Source organism: Pseudoalteromonas sp. C2R02, from assembly GCF_018860845.1.
In the GTDB taxonomy this organism is placed as follows: domain Bacteria; phylum Pseudomonadota; class Gammaproteobacteria; order Enterobacterales; family Alteromonadaceae; genus Pseudoalteromonas.
Genome location: NZ_JAHKQC010000023.1, coordinates 198159 through 219431, shown reverse-complemented (window position 1 = coordinate 219431; position 21273 = coordinate 198159). Strand labels below are relative to the sequence as shown.

The 21273-nt window shown below is 35.2% G+C and carries 19 protein-coding genes; 7 read left to right on the top strand and 12 right to left on the bottom strand.

The window, feature by feature from the left end; genetic code table 11:
- The first annotated feature begins 161 nt into the window (after positions 1-161).
- Positions 162-1055 (top strand): aspartyl protease family protein, encoded by an 894-nt coding sequence (locus KO527_RS07855; RefSeq protein ID WP_216039767.1) that lies wholly within the window; start codon positions 162-164, stop codon positions 1053-1055.
- 72 nt (positions 1056-1127) lie between these two features.
- On the opposite strand, the gene recJ is transcribed toward KO527_RS07855, so the two are convergent.
- The 3 genes from recJ to xerD form a co-directional block, all read right to left on the bottom strand.
- Entirely contained in the window at positions 1128-2864 is a 1737-nt protein-coding gene (gene recJ, locus KO527_RS07850; protein ID WP_216039766.1) for a single-stranded-DNA-specific exonuclease RecJ, read from the bottom strand.
- 68 nt (positions 2865-2932) lie between these two features.
- Positions 2933-3673: a bifunctional protein-disulfide isomerase/oxidoreductase DsbC gene (gene dsbC / locus KO527_RS07845; protein WP_216039765.1), complete on the bottom strand. Its 741-nt coding sequence runs from the start codon at positions 3671-3673 to the stop codon at positions 2933-2935.
- An 88-nt stretch (positions 3674-3761) separates the two neighbouring features.
- Complete coding sequence (gene xerD / locus KO527_RS07840; protein WP_252733533.1) at positions 3762-4667, bottom strand: site-specific tyrosine recombinase XerD; 906 nt, start codon at positions 4665-4667, stop codon at positions 3762-3764.
- 79 nt (positions 4668-4746) lie between these two features.
- Between xerD and fldB the strand changes: the two genes are divergently transcribed.
- Positions 4747-5268, top strand: a complete 522-nt coding sequence (gene fldB, locus KO527_RS07835) for a flavodoxin FldB (RefSeq protein ID WP_216039764.1) — start codon at positions 4747-4749, stop codon at positions 5266-5268.
- On the opposite strand, the gene KO527_RS07830 is transcribed toward fldB, so the two are convergent.
- Together KO527_RS07830 and KO527_RS07825 are read right to left on the bottom strand one after the other, a co-directional pair.
- Positions 5265-5999 (bottom strand): transporter substrate-binding domain-containing protein, encoded by a 735-nt coding sequence (locus KO527_RS07830; protein ID WP_216039763.1) that lies wholly within the window; start codon positions 5997-5999, stop codon positions 5265-5267. The genes fldB and KO527_RS07830 overlap by 4 nt on opposite strands.
- Positions 6000-6063: 64 nt before the next feature.
- The gene (locus KO527_RS07825) at positions 6064-6774 is read right to left on the bottom strand and encodes a methyltransferase (protein ID WP_216039762.1); all 711 of its coding nucleotides are present in this window, start codon (positions 6772-6774) and stop codon (positions 6064-6066) included.
- A gap of 70 nt (positions 6775-6844) precedes the next feature.
- On the opposite strand from KO527_RS07825, the gene srmB reads away from it, so the two are divergent.
- Entirely contained in the window at positions 6845-8080 is a 1236-nt protein-coding gene (gene srmB, locus KO527_RS07820; RefSeq protein ID WP_216039791.1) for an ATP-dependent RNA helicase SrmB, read from the top strand.
- Between the two features lie 59 nt (positions 8081-8139).
- On the opposite strand, the gene KO527_RS07815 is transcribed toward srmB, so the two are convergent.
- Positions 8140-8727 carry a hypothetical protein gene (locus tag KO527_RS07815; protein ID WP_216039761.1) on the bottom strand — a complete coding sequence of 196 codons (588 nt, stop codon included), beginning with the start codon at positions 8725-8727 and terminating at the stop codon, positions 8140-8142.
- A 32-nt stretch (positions 8728-8759) separates the two neighbouring features.
- Entirely contained in the window at positions 8760-9542 is a 783-nt protein-coding gene (gene yaaA, locus KO527_RS07810; RefSeq protein WP_216039760.1) for a peroxide stress protein YaaA, read from the bottom strand.
- A 234-nt stretch (positions 9543-9776) separates the two neighbouring features.
- Between yaaA and tal the strand changes: the two genes are divergently transcribed.
- The 3 genes from tal (at position 9777) to KO527_RS07795 (ending at position 12855) form a co-directional block, all read left to right on the top strand.
- Positions 9777-10733: a transaldolase gene (tal, locus tag KO527_RS07805; RefSeq protein ID WP_216039759.1), complete on the top strand. Its 957-nt coding sequence runs from the start codon at positions 9777-9779 to the stop codon at positions 10731-10733.
- Between the two features lie 82 nt (positions 10734-10815).
- On the top strand, positions 10816-12444 hold the full coding sequence (pgi, locus tag KO527_RS07800) for a glucose-6-phosphate isomerase (RefSeq protein ID WP_216039758.1): 1629 nt from the start codon (positions 10816-10818) through the stop codon (positions 12442-12444).
- Positions 12445-12690: 246 nt separating this feature from the next.
- The gene (locus KO527_RS07795) at positions 12691-12855 is read left to right on the top strand and encodes a DUF3545 family protein (RefSeq protein ID WP_216039757.1); all 165 of its coding nucleotides are present in this window, start codon (positions 12691-12693) and stop codon (positions 12853-12855) included.
- Between the two features lie 67 nt (positions 12856-12922).
- Here the strand turns inward: KO527_RS07795 and ung are convergent, their stop codons facing one another.
- The 5 genes from ung to KO527_RS07770 form a co-directional block, all read right to left on the bottom strand.
- Positions 12923-13600, bottom strand: coding sequence for a uracil-DNA glycosylase (gene ung, locus KO527_RS07790; protein ID WP_216039790.1), 678 nt, complete (start codon positions 13598-13600; stop codon positions 12923-12925).
- Between the two features lie 185 nt (positions 13601-13785).
- Positions 13786-15084 carry a threonine synthase gene (thrC, locus tag KO527_RS07785; RefSeq protein ID WP_216039756.1) on the bottom strand — a complete coding sequence of 433 codons (1299 nt, stop codon included), beginning with the start codon at positions 15082-15084 and terminating at the stop codon, positions 13786-13788.
- Complete coding sequence (gene thrB / locus KO527_RS07780; protein ID WP_216039755.1) at positions 15071-16060, bottom strand: homoserine kinase; 990 nt, start codon at positions 16058-16060, stop codon at positions 15071-15073. The genes thrC and thrB overlap by 14 nt, the downstream gene beginning before the upstream one ends.
- 9 nt (positions 16061-16069) lie before the next feature.
- Positions 16070-18487, bottom strand: coding sequence for a bifunctional aspartate kinase/homoserine dehydrogenase I (thrA, locus tag KO527_RS07775; RefSeq protein ID WP_216039754.1), 2418 nt, complete (start codon positions 18485-18487; stop codon positions 16070-16072).
- Positions 18488-18739: 252 nt separating this feature from the next.
- A complete protein-coding gene (locus tag KO527_RS07770; RefSeq protein ID WP_216039753.1) occupies positions 18740-19105 on the bottom strand; it encodes a response regulator in 366 nt (121 codons plus the stop codon).
- Positions 19106-19312: 207 nt separating this feature from the next.
- On the opposite strand from KO527_RS07770, the gene KO527_RS07765 reads away from it, so the two are divergent.
- A complete protein-coding gene (locus KO527_RS07765; protein WP_216039752.1) occupies positions 19313-21076 on the top strand; it encodes an ATP-binding protein in 1764 nt (587 codons plus the stop codon).
- Positions 21077-21273 lie beyond the last annotated feature (197 nt).

The window sequence follows — 21273 nt, the reverse complement described above, 5'->3', positions numbered from 1 at the left end:
GAGCCGATTACTTAAAACCGGCTCTTCTTTTTTAACATTACGACTCTCCCGCTTCCCCTCTCTATTGAAACTATTGAAACTATTGAAACTATTGAAACTATTGAAACTATTGATTTAAAATGTAAAAATAATGAATTAAATCACCGCTTAAAGGAATAAACATGCGAGTTTTCTTATTAATTTTAATCATTACCAGTTGTAGTACTTATGCCGGAGTAACACCTTGGCTTGATTTTGAGCTAGATAATGGTCATATAAAAATTCCTGTTACTGTAAGTGGTATTGAAGCCAAAGCCATTTTAGACTCTGGCTCACAAGTTAATGCAATTAACCAAAGCTTTATAAATAAAAACAAATTAAAATATGGCTCGGGCCAAAAAATCATAATCAAAGGCGTTTACGGCCAAGAAAAAAAACCTACCTATAACAATGTTCCTACAGAATTATTTGGTACGCAATTTGATTTGGATAGTCTGGTTTCCATGCGCCTAGGAAAGGCAAGTAATGCATTATTAATCGGCGCTGGCTTTTTTGATAAATTTATTGTGCAAATTGATTATCCCAATAAAAAAATGCGTTTACTTACCCGAGATGCGGTTGATTTGAAAAAGTTAAAAAATATTCAAATGAAAGCCCACAAAGGGACTGGTATGCCAATCGTTAAAGTTAATCTTAACAACGAAAAAAATGTTTGGCTATTACTTGATACTGGCAATAGTGGTGGATTATTTTTAAAGCGCTCTATTGCAACTGGAAGTGGTTGGCTAGAAAAGTTTTCAGTTGAGGGTTCTCTTGCTATGGGTGCTAACACTTTTGGAATTAACGAAACCTTTCACCTTCCTAGCCTAAAGTTTGGCCCTTTTGAGCTTGAAAATATCTTAACTAGCGTACCTGCTGAAGGTCAAAAAACACAAAGTTTTTCTTCAAGTAGCGGCTCTTTAAGTCGAATAAAAGGAAAAAATATAAAGGGTTTGCTTGGTTATGATATTTTAAAACATTTCCTGATCACTTTAGATTATAAAGGTGGCAGAATGCATATTGGTCTGCCGCAATAAAGTTTGCACTCATATCTAAATATAAAAAAAGCCATCAATTGATGGCTTTTATCTATTTTAAAATACAAAGATTTATTGAGCGACTAACTCTCTAATAAGCAGTTGCAGCGTAAACTTGCCTCTAAACTCATTAATATCTAATACAAACGCACATTTTAAATTTTGTACATTGGCATTTGGCCATTGTTTAATATCTACATTAAAAGCAATGCCATCAATTAAAAATCCGGTTTGATGTTTTAATACCAATTTAAGATGTTTTTCGCCTACTATACGTTGTTGTACTATTTCAAAAACATGTTCAAACACTGGTTCAGGGAACTCTTGCCCCCAAGGACCAGCTTGTTTTAAGTATTGGGCAAAGTCTAATGTAAAGTAGCCACCTGGTAGTTCACCATCTGTAAGTACAATGCTTTCTCTTAAATCATCTGTGAGTTTATCGCTCACTGCTTTTACAAATATCTTCTCAAACTTTTCAAAATCAGCTTGTTTAATTGATAATCCAGCCGCCATAGCATGGCCGCCAAATTTTGGAATTAAACCTGGATTTGCAGTACTTATTGATTCTAAAATATCTCGAATATGTAAACCTGGAATTGAGCGACACGACCCTTTTATTTCAGGTTCACCTTCACTGCTATCACCACATGCGAATATAATTGTCGGTCTATGATATTTTTCTTTTAAGCGTCCAGCTAAAATACCGATCACACCTTGATGCCAATCATCTTGAAATAAGCACACGGCATCTGGTACTTGCTCATCTGTTTTACATAATTTATCTAAAACAGCTTGTGCTTCGACTTGCATACTTTGCTCTATTTCTCGGCGCTCAACATTTAATGCATCAAGTTCACCTGCGAGCCTTCTCGCATTATTAATATCAGGACTTAATAAACAAGCTATGCCTAAACTCATATCATCTAAGCGCCCCGCTGCATTAAGCCTAGGAGCAAGTGAAAAGCCAAAATCAGAGGCTGATAATCTTGCTTGATTGCGATTTGAGACTTCTATCAGTGCTTCGATTCCGGGACGAGTTACCCCATTTTTGATCCTAGCTAAACCTTGATGTACTAAAGTACGATTATTTGCATCTAATGGCACAACATCAGCAACGGTGCCTAATGCCACTAAATCTAATAAACTAGCAACATTGGGTGGTGTTTGATTATTTAGCTCAAACCAATTTTTCTCTCGTAATTCACTTCTTAGCGCTAACAATAGATAAAAAGCAACGCCTACCCCAGCAAGCGCTGTAGATGGAAAGTCACAATCTACTTGGTTAGGGTTAACAATTGCATCGGCTTTAGGCAGTTCATTACCAGGTAAATGGTGATCAGTAACAATGACTTTTATGCCAGCCGCTTTTACAATATCAACACCCGCAATACATGAAATGCCATTATCAACGGTAATTAATAGATCTGGCGCCATCTTCACAACTTCTTGAGCCAGTGCAGGGCTTAAGCCATAGCCAAAATCAAATCGGTTTGGTACTAAATAATCGACATAAGAAAAACCAAACATGGGTAAACCACTCATTAAAGTAGCTGTACTTGTTGCGCCATCAGCATCAAAGTCACCCACTATCAGAATTTTACTTTGGCTCACTAAGGCTTTTACTAAAACATCGCTTGCTTGTTCAATGCCCTTTAAGAGTTTAAAGCTATGTAAGGTCGCAGCGCTATTATCTAGCTCTTCATTTTGCTTTACACCACGAGAAGCATAAATCTGTTTAATAATCGGATCTAAATCTTGTGGTAAATGTGCGTCTTTGACACGTTCTCTGCTAATTATTTGTTTTTGCATAATATTCTTTTTATAAAATTCTGATATAAAAAAAGGCCTTTCGGCCTTCTTTTAAAGCAAATAAACGCTTAGTTCATTTGTTCTAAACGTTGCTTTAATGCAGCAGCTGGTTGGTAACCTGGAATTAAAGTACCATCATCAAAAATAATTGCTGGCGTACCATTTATGCCAAAGCTTTGACCTAACTGATAATGCTCTGCAACAGGTGCCGTACAGCTTTGTACATCAGCTACATCTGTACCTGATTTTGCATCTGTCATCGCTTTTAATTGATCGTCAGCACACCATACATTCATTAAATCAGTGTAACCTTCGCTTCTTACACCGCCTCTTGGAAATGCCATATAGCGTACTGTAATACCCGCATCTAGATAATCTTCTAACTCACGGTGTAATTTACGACAGTACCCACACGTAATATCTGTAAATACAGTAATTTGATGTTTTTCTTCAGGTGCTTTATAAACAATCATAGAGTCAGCATATTTTGCAACACCTTCTTTACGAACACCATTCAGTGCTTTTTCAGTTAAGTTTTCACGGTTTTCAATATCAATTAATGTACCTTGTAATAAGTACTGACCACTATCACTGGCGTACATCACACCTTTATCAGTAATTAATTCTTTTAAACCTAAGATAGGGCTAGGTTTAATATCTTTTACAACTAAACCAAGTTGAGAAAATTTTTCAACAATAGGATTTGTTTTAGATACTTCGTCTGAACTTATTGTACTTGGCGCAGAGGCAATACTCGTTAACGGTGTTAACGTCAGAGAAAAGGCCAATGTAGCTAATAATTTTTTCATTCTTTAATCTCTTTTCTATCTAAATATTTCATCTATCTATAAGACCCAGTATATCTGAGAATAATTCCCACGACTAGTAACTATATTTTTAAGCCCTAGGATGATGTTCTTGATGAATTGACTTTAATCTCTCATTAGCAACATGGGTGTATATTTGCGTTGTTGATAAATCGCTATGGCCTAACATCATTTGTACTACACGCAAATCAGCACCATGATTAATTAAGTGCGTAGCAAATGCGTGTCGCATAGTATGTGGTGAAAGATCACTTTGTATATCAGCCACTAAAGCATAGTGTTTAATTCTGTGCCAAAAAGTTTGTCGTGTCATACCTGTGCCACGTTTTGATGGAAAAACAAAATCTGTAGCATGTTTAATTAGCGCTAACCTTCCTTTAGATATAAATAGCTCCAACCAATACATGGCTTCTTCACCTAAAGGCACCAATCTTTCTTTATTTCCTTTACCTTTTACAAAAACCACTGCTTGCCTTAAATTAACTTGCTCCATTCTAAGGCCCACTAATTCACTTACCCTCAGACCTGAAGCATATAAAACTTCAAGCATGGCTTTATCTCTGAGCCCCATAGGCTCTTCCACATTTGGGCTAGCTAATAAGCTTTCAACTTCCTCCTCAGATAACGTTTTAGGCAAATTTTGAGATGCTTTTGGTTGCCCAATATGTGCCATAGGTGTAATTTCTAAACGTTTCTCTCGTACAAAATACTGATAAAACCTTTTTAATGCACTGATAGTCCGTGCAGTGCTTCTAGATTTAAAACCATTATCTTGACGATAAGCTAAATAGGATTGCACATCTAATTGATCTATTACTAATAACGCTTTGGGCGCGATAAAATCCGCAAACTTATTAATATCAGTACGATATGCACTGAGGGTATTTTCACTTAGACCTTGTTCTAACCATATTGCATCTAAAAAATCTTCTAACAATTCTCTATTAATAGCAGGCTGCTTAACTTGTTCGCTCAAGTGAGTTCCTTTTATTGTTCTTTTTAAGGTAAAATGCTCAGCCTATATAATAGCAACCAACTAAGAAGTAATAAACATCATGAAAATTGGTTTATTTTACGGCTCTACAACCTGTTATACAGAAATTGTAGCTGAAAAAATACGTGATATTTTAGGTGAAGACTTATTAACACTGCACAATATTAAAGATGAGCCACTAAAAGGCGCCGAACAATATGATTTTATTATATTTGGCATTTCAACTTGGGATTATGGTGAATTACAAGAAGACTGGGAATCTCAATGGCAAGACGTTGAAGCATTAGATCTAAATGGTAAAACAGTTGCTATTTACGGCATGGGTGATCAAGTAGGTTATACCGATTGGTTCCAAGATGCAGTAGGCATGTTACATGATAAAATAGCCAATCAAACAATCAATCGCATTGGCTTTTGGCCAAATACGCCTGATTATGAATTTGAAGCATCTAAGGCTTTAACTGAAGATGAGAGTCATTTTGTTGGTTTAGCACTAGATGAAGATAGCCAATATGATTTAACAGACGATCGCATGGCGACTTGGGTTGAGCAAATTCTAGTTGAATATCAAGGTTCTCTTTAATTGAGGTTGTGGATTAAGTTTTGCTCTTTAGTTTCAAAACCTCTCATTAGTACTTCTAAAGCCTTAATCATATCAGGGTGGGTTAAGGCTTGTATTAATTGCCTATGTACTAAATCTGAGCTAGTGTTTGATAGCGCTAAATACAAGCCTATTTTACTGATATAATACTCTTTAAATACGCCTACCCGTTCAAGTTTATCTATATTGATATCTAACTCAGTTAACTTGCCATAAACACCAAAAATACTGCCAACATATCTTTGAACATGACCTTTTATTAACGCTTCCAATGCTTGTTGTGAGTCTAAAAATTCATATACATTTTTGGGTTTATAATAACGCTTTAATAAGTCTGCTTTATGGGAATTTCTCTCCATTGAAACTAATATATTTTTGGGATCAACTGCATTCGCTTTTTTCCAAATATATTGTTCTCCACGATATATTTGTTTTAACCATATGAATTGAGTTTCTCTTTTGGGTGTTCTTGAAATAGATAAAATTAAACGATTCGGTTTTAGTGCTTCTTTTTGCATAATTCGAGCCCAGGGCAAGGCCTCAAATTTAATATCTAAATCTGTGTATTTAACTAATTGTTGTGTGAACGCAATTACTGGGCCATAACCAGTGCCATTTGATTTTACCATTTGGAATGGTGGATTATGCTCAAATACCACAATTAATTGCTGTGCTTTTAAAGGTAAACAGCATAAGCCTAAAAAAATAATCAATGTTTTGATGAGATAGCCAAAAAATTTATTTTAATCATCTAAATATAGTGTCAAATTTTAAACCTTACATTTTTAAATAAAAATCTTTAGTTAAATTAATAAAATCTTGAGAGTAACCGCCATTATCATGAATACATAGCTCACTCTGTTCAAGCGCGATGTTATTTTTACTGACCTCAATAAGTATCCTTTTTGCCGGTTTATTTTTTTTAGTGTAAACAAATACCAATTTATTAAAATATAAACCAAACGCTTTTACGAGTAATTTAATCTCATCTAAAGCATCAGATGGTAAAACTAAAGCAAGCCTGCCATGATCATGAGTAATATGACAAAACTGTTGAATTAAAGCTTTAAAACTTAAACTAGAAGTATGGCGCGCTGTATTTCTCGATTCATCGGGCCCTTTAAGACTGTTTACAAAGTATGGCGGGTTTGAAACCACTAAATCAAACTTTGTATCTAGTTTAAATTCATTAAAATCAGCATAGTAAATACTTATATTGTGCCACGGGCTGTTATTAAAGTTTTCAGTCGCTTGTAAAAAAGCAGCGTCATCAATTTCTAAAGCTGAAATATTTACATCAATCAAATCATGCTTTTGTGATCTTTGTTTAAGCATTAAAGCAATTAACCCCGTGCCAGTACCAACATCTAGGATGTTTTTACATTGTTCGATATTAGCCCACGAACCCAGCAATACCCCATCAGTTCCGACCTTCATTGCGCAGTTATTTTGTGCTAAATAAAATTGTTTAAATTGAAAACCTGACATTTTTATTTTAGATCTACCATTTACTAAGTATAATAGTCTTATTGTCCTTTATTTATGACGCCTTATGCAATTGCAATTCGCAGATCTTGAACTAGATGAAAAACTATTAAACGCTGTAAACAAGGTTGGCTATACCGAACCAACTAAAATTCAAAAGCTTGTGATCCCTCGCGCCCTTGAAGGTCGTGACATTTTAGCTTCAGCACCAACCGGTACAGGAAAAACAGCTGCATTTTTATTATCAGCAATTCAGTTTTTAATTGATTTCCCTAGACGTGATCCAGGTTTTGCTCGCGTTTTAATCATGACGCCTACCCGCGAACTTGCTTATCAAATTCACGAACAGTGTTTATTATTGTCAGCAAATACCAACTTGCAAGTGGGTGTGGTAACGGGTGGTATTAACTACGGCACACATAAAGATATCTTTGAAAAAAATAACGATATATTAATTGCGACACCAGGCAGATTAATGGATTACATGGAAGGCAATAATTTTCATGCTGAAAATGTAGAACTATTAATCCTTGATGAAGCTGATCGTATGTTAGATATGGGCTTTAAAAATGAAATGGTAAAAATCTGTGAAGAAGCTGAAAATCGCAGACAATGTTTCCTATTCTCTGCAACGCTTGAAGGCCATAATGTTGAGTTATTCGCAGATAAAGTATTAAAAGACCCAGCTTTGTTAGAAGCCAAAGTATCAACTGAAGCGCAAGGACAAATAAGCCAATGGGTTCATTTAGCCGATAGCCGACTTCATAAACTAAAGTTACTAACACGTATTTTAACAAGTGAAGAGCTCACTAAAGCCATTGTATTTGTTAAAACGAGAGAGAAATTAGAACAACTTGTAGGTGAATTATATAGCCAAGGTATTAAAACTATTTGGCTACGTGGTGAAATGCCACAAGATAAACGTATGCGTTCTCTTGAAAACTTCCATCTAGGTAAAGCTGATATTCTGGTTGCTACTGATGTTGCCGCACGTGGCTTAGATGTTGCTGATGTAAGCCATGTTATAAACTATGATATGCCTTATAGTCCAGATATCTATGTACATCGTATTGGCCGTACAGGACGCGCTGGTAAAGATGGTATCGCGATTTCTTTAGTAGAAGCACATGATATTGCTATGGTAGGTAAAGTTGAGCGTTACACTGAACAACAGCTAAAACGTAAAAACATCAAAGGACTCGCTCCAAGGCATAAAGAAGCTAAGCCACCAGCGAAAAAGAAAAAAGATCCTGTGAAAATGAAAGCCAAGAAAAAGGCTAAGAAGAAAGCAGCTAAAGCGAAGAAGTAATATTTTTTAATTTACCAAGCTTTTAATATAAAAACCTAACTAACTTGTTAGGTTTTTTATTAAAAGCTTACTGTTACTGCGATATTTTTTTGAAATTCACTAAAAGCACTTTCATTAAAGCCTGTTGAAAGTGGGTTCATAAAGCCATGTTGATACTTGGTATGGCTTATTTTTAATAACTCATAATTTGTTAAGCTTGCTATCACATCTTTCACCTCAAAATGACTTTCTGTTTGAGGAAATATAATATGTGATTCTATATTAAGCTGAATATCTAAATGGTTTCGAATTTGTGACGGATAATAACCAATAAACTGACATGCTTTATCTGATTTATAACCATCTAGCGCACGCCAAATAGCACTGGCTCCGGCACTAAATCCTAAAAGACATATATTATGGCCTTTATTATCTGTAATCACTTGTTTAATTAAAGATAAATAATGTTCATGACCGCCTAAGCTCATATACTTTTCATATGCTTGAGTATCATTATAAAATTCAAAGATTTGTCCTTGATACGGGTCAACTAATACAAGTTCAACATCTTGATTTAACATTTGAGCTAAAATTGATTTTTGCACAGTGGCATATTGCTTAAACTCAGTTGTACAACCAAAAATGTCAGGAACAAGTATTAGTTTCATTACATCACCTCTAAAATCAATTGTGCTCTATATTACTTGAACTGCTCAGCGCGAAGAAATACAGGTTCATTTTCTTTCGCCGTCATTTCAGGGCTAAAATAATAACCAGCAGAATCAAATTTCTTTAAATCTTCAACAGTTTTAATTTTATTTTCCATAATATAACGTGTCATTAAACCACGTGCTTTTTTAGCGTAAAAGCTGATCACTTTATATTGACCATTTTTACAGTCTTTAAAAATAGGTGCAATTATTTGACCTTTTAATGCTTTTTTATCTACCGCTTTAAAATACTCATTGGATGCTAAATTAACTAAAGTATCTGTACCTTGTTGCTCAAAAAGTGCATTTAATTTTTCAGCAATTAACTTACCCCAAAATTGATATAGGTTTGTGCCGCGCGGATTTTCAAGCTTAGTGCCCATTTCTAAACGATAAGCTTGCATTAAATCTAACGGTTTTAAAATACCGTATAAGCCAGATAAAATACGTAAATTATCTTGAGTATACTCAAGCGTATCTTCATCTAAACTTGTTGCATCTAAGCCTGTGTATACATCGCCATTAAATGCAAAAATTGCCTGCTTAGCATTCTGGATATTAAAAGGTTGTGACCATTGTGCAAATCTAGCAGCATTCAAACCCGCTAGCTTATCGCTTATTTTCATTAAGCTGCCAATGTCTTGAGGCGCTAGCGCTCTACACACTTCAATCAACTCTTGGCTATGTGTTAGTAATTCTGGATTTGAATGTTTTTCAAACGCTACTGGTGTTTCATAATCTAGGTTTTTAGCAGGGGAAATTACAGTGATCATATTAAACCTTATATATATTCGCTGCAAAAGCGGATATGTATTGACTTGTATTTAGAATAATGACAATTTCATCATTAAACGCGAACAAAATCACGTGTTTTATTAACTTGCCTTCACTTAAATTAATTTTTCGTTTTTTTAAGCGGACAATTGACCTGTTAGTGACCTGTAACTTAAGTGCAATATTAGGCATGTATATTCAAAGTGTATTCTTTTTGGAATGAGGAATAAAAAATGACAGCAGTATTAGCGGCATTAAAAGCCCAATCAACTATCGTAGCCGACACCGGCGATATTGAAGCAATTAAACAGCACAAACCACAAGATGCGACTACAAACCCATCTTTATTATTAAAAGCCAGTGAAATTCCGGCTTATCAAACCTATTTAAAACAAGCTTGGCAGTTTGCAAAAGAATGTGAATCTGACACAGATAAACAATTAAGCCTAGCATGTGATTATTTTGCTGTATTAATTGGTAAAGAAATTACTGAAGTTGTTCCAGGATATATTTCTACAGAAGTAGATGCGCGCCTTTCTTTTGATACAGAGGCTACAATCGCAAAGGCTAAAACATTATTATCTTTATACGAAAAAATTGGTGTATCAAAAGATAAGATCCTAATTAAAATTGCATCTACTTGGGAAGGTATAAAAGCCGCAGAAATATTAGAAAAAGAAGGCATTAAATGTAATTTGACGCTACTTTTCAGTGAAGCGCAAGCACGCGCTTGTGCTGATGCTAAAGTATTTTTAATCTCTCCATTTGTTGGTCGTATTTTAGATTGGCATGTTGCCAATGGCATGGAAAAACCAACAGATCCACTACAAGATCCAGGTGTACAATCTGTACGTAGTATCTACAGCTTTTATAAAAGCCATGGTTACGAAACAGTTGTTATGGGTGCAAGCTTCAGAAACACAGGTGAAATCTTAGCGCTTACAGGTTGTGATAGATTAACAATCGCGCCAGCATTATTAGATGAATTAGCCACTTTAAAAGATGTACCTAACTATACTTTAGAAAAACCAACTGAAATTTCAGCTAAGCCAGCACCATTAACACAAAGCGAATTCCGTTGGTTACATAACGAAGATCCTATGGCAACAGAAAAGCTAGCTGATGGCATTAGTCAATTTGCTAAAGCGCAAGTTGAACTAGAAAAAAGATTCAGTGAGTTAAAGCTATAGTTTCTTAACCCGTTATACCAATTCTATTCATATAGGTTCATATTTTAAATAGAATTGGTATTAATTAAACGAAGAGAAATACATGATTCAAAACAGTAAGGACGTCTGCGTATTTAATGCGCTTGAAACTGCTGCTACTGAAATAAAAAAGCGTCATTTAATGACGCTTTTTTCTGAGCAGCCAAATAGAGCACATACCTACAGTCTACAATTTGATTCATTTTATTTAGACTATTCAAAACAAGCAATCAACGATAATGCATTTAAAGCATTGATCAATTTCGCCCAACATCAACAGCTAGAAGCAAAACGCGATGCGATGTTTCAAGGTGATAAAATAAATCATACAGAAGAGCGCTCTGTACTGCATACCGCACTGAGAAACTCTAGCCAAATAATTTCAAAATTCCCAGATATCACTAAAGAAATAGAGTCAACAAAAGTAAAAATGCTAAATTTTGTTGATTCAGTCAGATCACAGCAGCATTTGGGTCATACAGAAAAAGCCATCACCGATGTAATAAGTATCGGCATAGGTGGATCTTTTTTTGGCCCTAAAATGCTACAAAGTGCTTTAGTTAAAAATGCCTGTAATAAAATAAAAGTACATTATTTAGCAAATATAGATGGCGACCAAATTGCTCATGTACTTCATAATCTTAATCCTGAAACGTGTTTAGTGGTGGTTGCGTCTAAATCTTGGACAACAGCAGAAACACAATTAAATGCTCAATCAGTTTTAAAATGGTTTCAAGATACACTGCCTCAAAAACAAGCAATACAAAAACATTGGGTTGCGTTAACAGCAAAACCTGAGCAAGCACAAGAATTTGGTATCGCAGAGCAAATGACTTTTCCTATGTGGGATTTTGTAGGTGGCCGATACTCAGTTTGGTCAACAATAGGATTGCCATTAGCTTTAAGCATAGGTTCAAAAGCTTTTACTCAAGTGCTTGAAGGTGCTGCATCTATAGATAAACACTTCTTAGAAGCGCCTTTAGATAAAAATATGCCGGTGATTATGGCTTTATTAGGTTATTGGCAACAAGAATATTTTGGTCTCAATAACTTAATGGTTTTACCTTATAGTCATAGTTTAAAAAGTTTACCTGCTTACCTTCAACAGCTCGATATGGAAAGTAATGGCAAAGCTGTTAATAGCAAAGGCGATAACATAACAAATTCAGGGCCTATTCTTTGGGGTGCTGAGGGTACAAACTGTCAACATTCATTTATGCAGCTTTTTCATCAAGGCAAACAATCAGGCATGATAGATTTTATTTTACCTGCAAAAGGTCATGACACATATCCTGAACAACATAAACTCATGGTGGCAAACTGTTTAGCGCAAGCACAAGCTTTATTACAAGGTAAAACGCTCACTCAAGCTAAAACTGAATTACTTGATTCTGGCCTAAATGAAGAACAAGCTGAAAATTTAGCAAAACATAAAACTATGCCAGGCAATACAAGTTCAAATATGCTGATTATTGATGACATTACGCCTCATAGCATGGGCGCATTACTTGCTTTGTACGAACATAAAGTATTTTGTCAGGGCATTTTATTCGATGTAAATAGCTTTGATCAATGGGGTGTAGAGCTAGGTAAATCACTCGGAAAGAACCTACTTATCAGTATGAATACTGGCAATATAGAGAATTTAGACCCTTCAACTGCTAAACTTTTAGAATATATAAATATAAACTAATAAAAACAATATACTAGCAAACTTAAAATTAACTTTTAAGTTTGCTAGTATATTAAAGCCTTGTCGTAGATCAAAAAATGTAACAATTCAATCACGCTATTTTCATATAATCGTTTCAAAATCACTCGCTGTATGATATATATGCACTGTGCTTTATTTTCGGACTATTTAATTCTTTTTTATACAAAAATTGAATTAAAAACGTCCTAGGATAAGTAATTCCAAGGTAAATAAAAAGGAGTGACCATGGATAGTCTAGATAATGTGACAATTTTAGAAAGTGCACAGCCAAAAACAAAAACAACTAAGCAAAATAAAAAACGTAAATGGCGTGAAATAGAAGCATATAAGGATAAACAACTCTTAGAAAAAGAGCTGGAAGACTTAGATTGGTCTTTCGATTTGGATTAAACCCCACTTTAAAATAAATTTTAAAAGGCTCCTAATAGGAGCCTTTTTTATTTTGACAATGCTCCTATTAGGAAATCGCATTCTCTGGTAAATGCCAATTAATTTCAGTCTTGCCTTGTTGTTTTAATAAGTTATTTGTTTGTGAAAAATGCTTACAACCAAAAAAACCACGGTATGCAGATAATGGCGATGGATGTACACCTTTTAATACATGGTGTTTTGTGTCATCAATATTTTTACCTTTTTTATGAGCATGTGCCCCCCACAGTAAAAATATAATACCTGACTTTTCTTGATTAAGTGTTTCAATCACTTTATCAGTAAATTTTTCCCAGCCTAAACTTTTATGAGAATGCGCTTTTCCTTGCTCTACAGTCAATACCGTATTTAAAAGTAATACGCCCTGCTGTGCCCAAGACTGTAAATAACCATGCTCTGGAATAATAAAATCTTCGATATCAGTGGCTAACTCTTTATACATATTCACTAAAGAAGGCGGCGTTTTAACACCAGGTAAAACTGAAAAACACAAACCATGTGCTTGCCCTTCTCCGTGATACGGATCTTGACCTAAAATCACAACCTTCACATCATCAAACTTAGTTGCATCAAATGTACTAAAAACGTCTTTATCACATGGAAAAACTTCAACACCTTCAGCTCTTCTTTGACTTACATACTCAAATGTTTCTTTTAAATAATCTTTTTTTGATTCTGAATCGATTAGTTTTGACCAACTCATCATAATATAAATGTGCTCCGCAGCTTTATTTAAGGCCATTGCATGGCTAGATAAGGAATAGGCTATTAGTTTATCAGAATGTACTTATCTATCACGTTAGTTTAAGCATAAAAAAACCACTCAATACAATTAAGTGGTTTTTATTATGAATTTCGTCAAATAGTGACTATCAATAAAACTGCGCTTTATTAAGCAAGCTTAGCTAATATCGCTTCTCTTAATACATAGTAATCATTAACTAAATCTTCAGCTAAACAAGGCTGTGCGAGTGCATCTGCCAAAGGTTTTGGCATATCTAACTCTATATTTAGAATATCTTCAACGCTTTCTTTAAACTTAGCAGGATGTGCTGTTGATAAGAAAATACCAACACCATCATCTGCCATATCACGTTTTAAACCTTCATAAGCGATTGCAGTATGAGGTTCTGCGATATAGCCTTTTTGATGTACTTCTGTCATTACAACTTGTGTTTGTGCCTCATCAACTGTTTGTGAATAGAAGTTATCATATGAGAACCAGTTATTATCTAACATCGTTTGTACACGAGGCCAGTTATTTGGGCGGCTCACATCCATTGCATTTGATAATGATTCTTTAGTATCTACAGGAGACCATTCTTTGTTTGCAATAAAACGTGGCACGGTATCATTTTGATTTGTTGTTGCAGACAATTTATCTACTGGTAAACCGATAACAGAACCTATCATAGCAGCACATACGTTACCAAAGTTACCACTTGGAACAGAGATATGCGCTTTAGCACGTTTTTCTTTCGGCAACTGCGCTATTGCTTCAAAGTAATAACAAACCTGAGCAACCAAACGACTGATATTGATTGAGTTTGCAGAGTTTAATCCTAAACGCTCTTTTACTTCATCATCTAAGAATGCTTGTTTAACCAGTGATTGACAATCATCAAAACAGCCATCTACTGCATAACAGTGAATATTTTCACCTAACGTTGTAAATAGCTTCTGCTGAGCGAGTGATACTTTCCCTTTAGGGTATAAGATCACAACATCAATGTTCTCTTTTTTATAAAAAGCGTGAGCAACAGCAGCCCCCGTATCACCACTTGTTGCTGTTAGGATAGTTGTTTTTCCATCTTTATTGAATGTCGCTAAACATTCAGCCATAAAACGACCACCAAAATCTTTAAATGCTAGAGTTGGACCGTGAAAAAGCTCAAGACAATGCATGTTTTCTTCAACTTCAACGAGTTTCACATCGAAGTTAAATGCATTTTTCACCATTTGTGCAACAGTATCTTTTGGTAATTCATCACCAATTAAGTGAGATAAAATAACACTACTTCTAGTTACAAAGTCTAAATCTAATAAAGCATCAATCCCTTGTGGGAAAGAGTTTTCTATTTTCTCTAATTTAATTGGAAAAAATACACCTTGATCACGACCTAAGCCTGTTTTTACAGCTTCAACAAATGAAACCTGTTGTGAGTTATCTTTTAAATTATGCAGTTTCATCTGCTTCTCCATTTATTTCGTGTGAAGCCAGCTCTCTTGTCCCAGCTTCATCTAACTGACATATATGACAAAAACCTTCGTCATTTATATAATTTTTTTGTAACCAATCAGCACATAAATTTGCTTCTTCGATATTTGTACACACAGCAAATAATGTAGGTCCTGCACCTGATATGCTCATAGCCTTGGCACCGAGCTCAGGTAAAGCTTGTTTTGCTTCACTAAAACCTTTGATTAAAGGTGCGCGATGCGGCTCTGCAACATCATCTTGCATCAATTCTAGTGCTTTTTGATATTCTCCAGCTTGACCACTTGATTGTAATAGCGCTATAAAAGCAGATAAACGCTGGGCAAATTCTACACTTTGGTGCATACCCAGTTGTTTAGGTAATACTGAACGTGCTTTAGATGTATTTAATGAAAAACCAGGGAAAGCAACAACATAATACCACTCTTTTGGTACTGATATTTCAATTGAACGACCAGGGATAAGCTCACCCGTTAGCTGCAATCCACCTAAATAACATGGGCTAATATTATCGTAATGGCGACCACCGCTTACTATGGCTTCAAAGTCAGCCATGAGTTCAATTAACTCATCTTGGCTTAGCTGAGTTTTAGCAAATTTATCAAGTGCAGCAAATGTTGCTACAACAGAACACGCACTTGAACCTAAACCTGAACCTATAGGTAAGTTCTTTTGTAATTCAAGCCTTACCGCTTGCATATCCGGTTTTATATTTTTCTTAAAGTGCAATAAACATAAGTAAGATAAGTTTTCATTAGCTTCACCCGGCAGCTTATCTGCATAAGCACCTGTACATACAAACTCATCCTGCTCTGATGCAGTTACTTTTACAACATCGCCTAGTAACTCGCCTGTTATAGGTTTTAATGCCGCACCTAAAGAATCAAAGCCAACTGCAAAGTTACCAATTGAAGCGGGTGCATACACATGTAAGTTATTTTCTGACATGATGAACTCCTAACGTGATAGCGTTTTTAATATATCAGCAAATACACCTGCTGCAGTTACTTCAGCACCTGCACCATAACCACGAATAACAAATGGTTTTGGTTGGTAGTATTGGCTTAAAATTGCTAATGCATTTTCGCCATCACGGATATCGTTTAGTGCATGTTCCTTCGTTACCGCTTCAATACCCACTTTACAGTGACCATCTTTAATTGTACCAACATAGCGTAAAACTTTACCTTCAGATGCCGCAGCCTTAACTTTATCGTTAAATTGCCCATCTAATTTTGGCAGCTCTGTCATAAACTCTTCTACAGAGCACTCTTCACAAAAGCCTTCAGGCACAACTGATTCAACTTCGATATCTGATAACTCAAGCTCTAATCCTGATTCACGAGCAACAATTAATAACTTACGTGCGACATCAGTACCCGATAAATCATCACGCGGATCAGGTTCAGTAAAGCCACTGTCTTTTGCTTTTTGAGTTGCTTGTGAAAGTGTTAAACCATCTTCCAACAAACCAAACATGTAAGATAATGAACCCGAAAGTATGCCGCTAAAGCTAATTAATTCATCACCTGCGCCAAACAATAATTGTAAGTTATCTAATACAGGTAGACCTGCACCAACGTTTGTTTCATACAAAAATTTACGATTATTCTTCAAACTTGATGCTGTTAACTCGTGGTAATAAGCTTGAGAACTTGTATTGGCCTTTTTATTAGCGGCAACAACATGGAAGCCAGCTTCAAAGTAAGATAAATATTGATCTGCTAATACAGATGAAGAGCTACAATCTACAATTACAGGGTTGATCAAATGATTTTGCTTAACAAACTTTTCTAATGTTGCGATATCAAAAGACTGTTCAGAGTCAGCCAACTGCCCTTGCCAATTAGTAAAGCTAACACCTTCTTTGTCTAGTAGTAATTTTCTAGAGTTTGCTACGCCATAAAGATTAAGTTTAATATTTCTCTTTTCTAACCAAGCTTGTTGTTTTTCTAACTGCTTAACTAGCTCTGCACCTACTAAACCACAACCTAATAGGAATACGTCAATTGAAGGTATATGAGTGAAAAAGTTTTCGTGACATACTTTAACTGCATCATTGCATAATTCGCCATCAATCACAGCTGAAATGGCACTTTCTGTAGAATCTTGTGCAATAGCGACGATATTTACTTGTGCTTGAGATAGAGAACCAAAGAACTTAGCAGCTAAACCTTTGTGCGCTTTCATGTTGTCACCAACAAGCGTGACAATTGCTAAGTCTTTTCTAACTTGAATCGGTTCAATTAATGCCGCTTTCGATTCAAGTTCAAGTGCTTGCTCTAACGCATTTAATGCAAGCTGTAAGTCTTCTTCATGAACACAAAAACTAATACTGAATTCACAAGATGATTGTGTGATAAGAACAATTGATACATCATCTTTTGCTAAGGCATCAAATACACGCGATGCCATGCCGACTTTGCCTTTCATGCCAGGGCCTGAAACAGTCAGCATCGCTAAATCTTCTAAACTCGATAATGCCTTAACCGTTTTATCATCACCGGCAACGTCACTTATCAAAGAGCCAGGTGCATCTGGGTTATGGGTATTTTTTATTTCACAAGGAACAGACGCTTTCGCACAAGGAAGAATTGTTTTAGGGTGTAATACTTTTGCACCGAAATAAGATAACTCCATCGCTTCTTTATATGAAAGATTATCTATTTTTACAGCTTTAGTGATAAATCTTGGGTCGGCACTGTAAACGCCATCTACATCTGTCCATATTTGACAAACATCGGCTTCTACACTGGCAGCAGCAATTGCTGCTGAGTAATCAGAGCCATTGCGACCAAGCGTTGTTAACTCACCTTTATCATTGCTCGCAGTAAAACCAGGCATAATATAAACTTTGCTTGGTGCCTGAGACATTTGCAGTTTAAAACCTTCTTTAGATGCTGAAACACTTGCTACGGCATCTAAATAACCGCCTTGAGATGAGATACATTGAGTTGCATCTAAATAAGTCGGTTTAAACTCAACTAATAATGCTTGCATTAAAGCGACACTGATACGCTCGCCAAAGCTGATCACAAAAGCTTTTACCGCATCTGGACATAAACCTAACAATGCAACACCTGATAGCTTTTGTTGTAATTGTGAAAAATCAGGCCAGTTTAATATTTCAAAACCTGCTTGTTCAACTTCTTGTTTAAGATTATCGCTGCGCTCAACAAGTGCAGTCCATTGAGTTTCAAATGGTTGACTGTCTTGAGCTAACTCAGCCAGTTCAACTAAACTATCAGTCATGCCTCCTGGCGCAGATAATACTAATAACATCTCTGATTTAAGCTGTGATTTAACTAAGCTTGCCACTTTACTTAAACATTCATAATTGGCTAAAGATGACCCACCAAATTTTAATACTCTCATTATTCCCCATTCCCCGTTCTATAAATTCAAAAATTAAAAGGCTAAAAACAAAAAAGGCCTGAGCTCTTGGGGAGCACAGGCCTTTTTTCTATGTGTACAGACCTATGCCACTATCCTGAAAGGATGTTGGTTGTAATAATAATTGAGGTCAATACAAAATTTATAGCGTTCATACGTCTAGACTGCCTGAACTTAGGTTGTTATGTCAATGTAAAAATAAGAATAATTTATCTATTTTAGATCTAAGGAAGCTTACTTGATGCCAAATTTATGCAAAGTTGAAATTAATTCATCTTTAGAGACTGGTTTTTCAATGAAGTTTAAAGCGCCAAGCGCTTTTACTCTTTGCTTCATTTCAGGTTGAATATCTGCGGAAATAACAACGGTGAAACATTCTATTTTTTCAGATTTAATGGTTTCAAGTACACCTACACCATCAATAATAGGCATCGTTAAGTCTAAACATAATAAGCCTACTTCTTGATTGCGTAAAATGTCTAATGCTTCTTGCCCATTACTTGCTTGCATAAAGTGAAATATATCATTGTCTTTGAGAATACGGATCACTTGCTTACGGGCGACCATAGAATCATCACATACTAGAACTGGAAATATCATGTTATTTTTACATTTGCCTTTAAAACAGCACTATTAAAGCGAAATAAAGTGCCGTAATAGTCTCACACATGTTTCATTGATTGAACTAGATATTTCATGGTTTTGATATAAACTATAAAAATATTTGATAAAGCAGCAATTTTTATTTATTTTTGCTATGTTTATATAGCGCTTTGTAAAACTAATTAAAGGAATTTCAGTTAATTCATGTTACAAAAAAGCCTTTCAAAAAAATTATTAACAAATGTATTGTCAGTATATTTTTTACTGACATTTATTGTGACATGTGGCCAAGTTTTTGCTGAATATTATAATGCAAAAGACTTTATCCGTGATGAATTAACAACTCTGCAAAAAACCTTTTCCGGTAGTTTAACTCGCGCTATTTGGGAGTTAAATACACAACAAACAGTAACAATCGCAGAAGGTTTATTAGCGATACCATCAATTGAAGGCATCATCGTCAGAGACGATAGTGGTGAAGTGATTTCACAACTTGGTCGTTCTTTAGATATTGTAGAGCTATACAGTGAACAGCTAGTTCAGCATTCATCACTTATTGAAGATGCGCCATCTGGACTGTTTGGTTACACTTTCCCACTTATCTTTGAATTTTCTGGTCGTGCAACGCAGGTTGGTGATGTCACTTTATTCTCCAGTCGAGAAGTTGTTTTAAGCCGTATCATGATATCAATATACTTTTTGATCGGTAATGCCTTTATAAAAACCACCTTCCTCATTATTTTATTCTTATTAGCCTTTAGGCGTTTATTAACTGAACCTCTGACCGATTTAACACAACAAATCGAAGACTTAGAATTAGATGATTTAGAAGGCCGAAAACTTGAAATCCATACCAGAGAACATAACGAACTTAAAATAATGGAACTATCATTCAATAATATGATAGACAAAATTACGGACTATAAAGCGCAGTTAGAATCAACGCAAAAAAAATTATTGGAAAGTAATGAAAAACTCGACCAACAAAATCTAGTATTAGAGCAAGAAGTAGCCAGAAAAACCTCAACATTAAGTCAAGCCATGATGGACTTGCAGCAACAAAAGTACGAATTGGAAAAACAGAAAATTACTCTAACCGAAGAAATTGAATTACGAAAAGATACAGAACAAGAATTAAGAACCAAGCATAATGAATTACAGCGTTATATTGATGAATTAAACCAAGCACAAGAGCGCTTAGTTAGTTCTGAGAAAATGGCAGCATTAGGTGGTTTAGTTGCAGGTATTACTCATGATATAAATACACCCGTAGGTATAGGTGTTACTGCGACCTCTTTTTTACAAGAACGCCTCATACAAATAGAAACTGCATATAAAGAAAAAACGCTCTCCCCTAAAGCGCTTGAGGACTTTATTAATGATGCAATGCAAAGTACTGGACTACTGACAACAAACTTACAGCGTGCTTCTGAACTTGTTGCTAGTTTTAAACAAATCGCTGTAGATCAAGCTAGTGAAGCCGTAAGAACGATAAATATCAAAGATTATTTAAAAGAAATTATACGTTCATTGCATCCAAAACTTAAAACAACCCAACATAAAATAAATCTCGATTGCCCTGAGGATTTAATTTTAAACTTGCCTGCAGGTGCGATAAGCCAAATATTTACAAATCTAATAATGAATTCAATTATTCATGGATTAGAAGGTGTCACTTTAGGTGAAATTAATATAACCATTACCGAAGATAATGACTTAGTGAAAATTAAATTTAAAGACAATGGCAAAGGTGTTGAATCATCTCAACTCTCTAAACTATTCGACCCATTCTTTACAACTAAGCGTGATCAAGGTGGTAGCGGATTAGGTACACATATTGTTTTTAACTTAGTAAAACAAACCCTATCAGGTGATATTGAGGTAAGTTCTAACTTAGGTGAAGGTTTAACTTATGATATTTCATTTCCAAAAAACATGCCTACTCCTATGAGTATTTTCACTGAGTAATGTGAACAACTTAATCATCAAGGCTTAAATCTATCCATGATTTAAGCCCGTTAATAATTAACTTTGTTTAATTAGTTTATTTTTCAAACTAATTCCTGCTTCATCAATTTATTCTCTTTCTTTGTCTTAAATAAACTTGTTATTATGGCGAATATCCAAGCCACAGAATGTGAATTCAGCTTAATATAGTTAAGTGG

Bases quoted from the DNA above. Each gene is read 5' to 3' on its own strand.
- KO527_RS07855 (WP_216039767.1), top strand. From the start codon at position 162: ATGCGAGTTTTCTTATTAATTTTAATCATTACCAGTTGTAGTACTTAT.
- pgi (WP_216039758.1), top strand. From the start codon at position 10,816: ATGATTCAAAACAGTAAGGACGTCTGCGTATTTAATGCGCTTGAAACT.
- yaaA (WP_216039760.1), bottom strand. From the start codon at position 9,542: ATGATCACTGTAATTTCCCCTGCTAAAAACCTAGATTATGAAACACCA.
- thrC (WP_216039756.1), bottom strand. From the start codon at position 15,084: ATGAAACTGCATAATTTAAAAGATAACTCACAACAGGTTTCATTTGTT.
- KO527_RS07795 (WP_216039757.1), top strand. From the start codon at position 12,691: ATGGATAGTCTAGATAATGTGACAATTTTAGAAAGTGCACAGCCAAAA.
- ung (WP_216039790.1), bottom strand. From the start codon at position 13,600: ATGATGAGTTGGTCAAAACTAATCGATTCAGAATCAAAAAAAGATTAT.
- KO527_RS07825 (WP_216039762.1), bottom strand. From the start codon at position 6,774: ATGTCAGGTTTTCAATTTAAACAATTTTATTTAGCACAAAATAACTGC.
- thrA (WP_216039754.1), bottom strand. From the start codon at position 18,487: ATGAGAGTATTAAAATTTGGTGGGTCATCTTTAGCCAATTATGAATGT.
- KO527_RS07765 (WP_216039752.1), top strand. From the start codon at position 19,313: ATGTTACAAAAAAGCCTTTCAAAAAAATTATTAACAAATGTATTGTCA.
- KO527_RS07770 (WP_216039753.1), bottom strand. From the start codon at position 19,105: ATGATATTTCCAGTTCTAGTATGTGATGATTCTATGGTCGCCCGTAAG.
- tal (WP_216039759.1), top strand. From the start codon at position 9,777: ATGACAGCAGTATTAGCGGCATTAAAAGCCCAATCAACTATCGTAGCC.
- dsbC (WP_216039765.1), bottom strand. From the start codon at position 3,673: ATGAAAAAATTATTAGCTACATTGGCCTTTTCTCTGACGTTAACACCG.
- fldB (WP_216039764.1), top strand. From the start codon at position 4,747: ATGAAAATTGGTTTATTTTACGGCTCTACAACCTGTTATACAGAAATT.
- recJ (WP_216039766.1), bottom strand. From the start codon at position 2,864: ATGCAAAAACAAATAATTAGCAGAGAACGTGTCAAAGACGCACATTTA.
- thrB (WP_216039755.1), bottom strand. From the start codon at position 16,060: ATGTCAGAAAATAACTTACATGTGTATGCACCCGCTTCAATTGGTAAC.
- KO527_RS07815 (WP_216039761.1), bottom strand. From the start codon at position 8,727: ATGAAACTAATACTTGTTCCTGACATTTTTGGTTGTACAACTGAGTTT.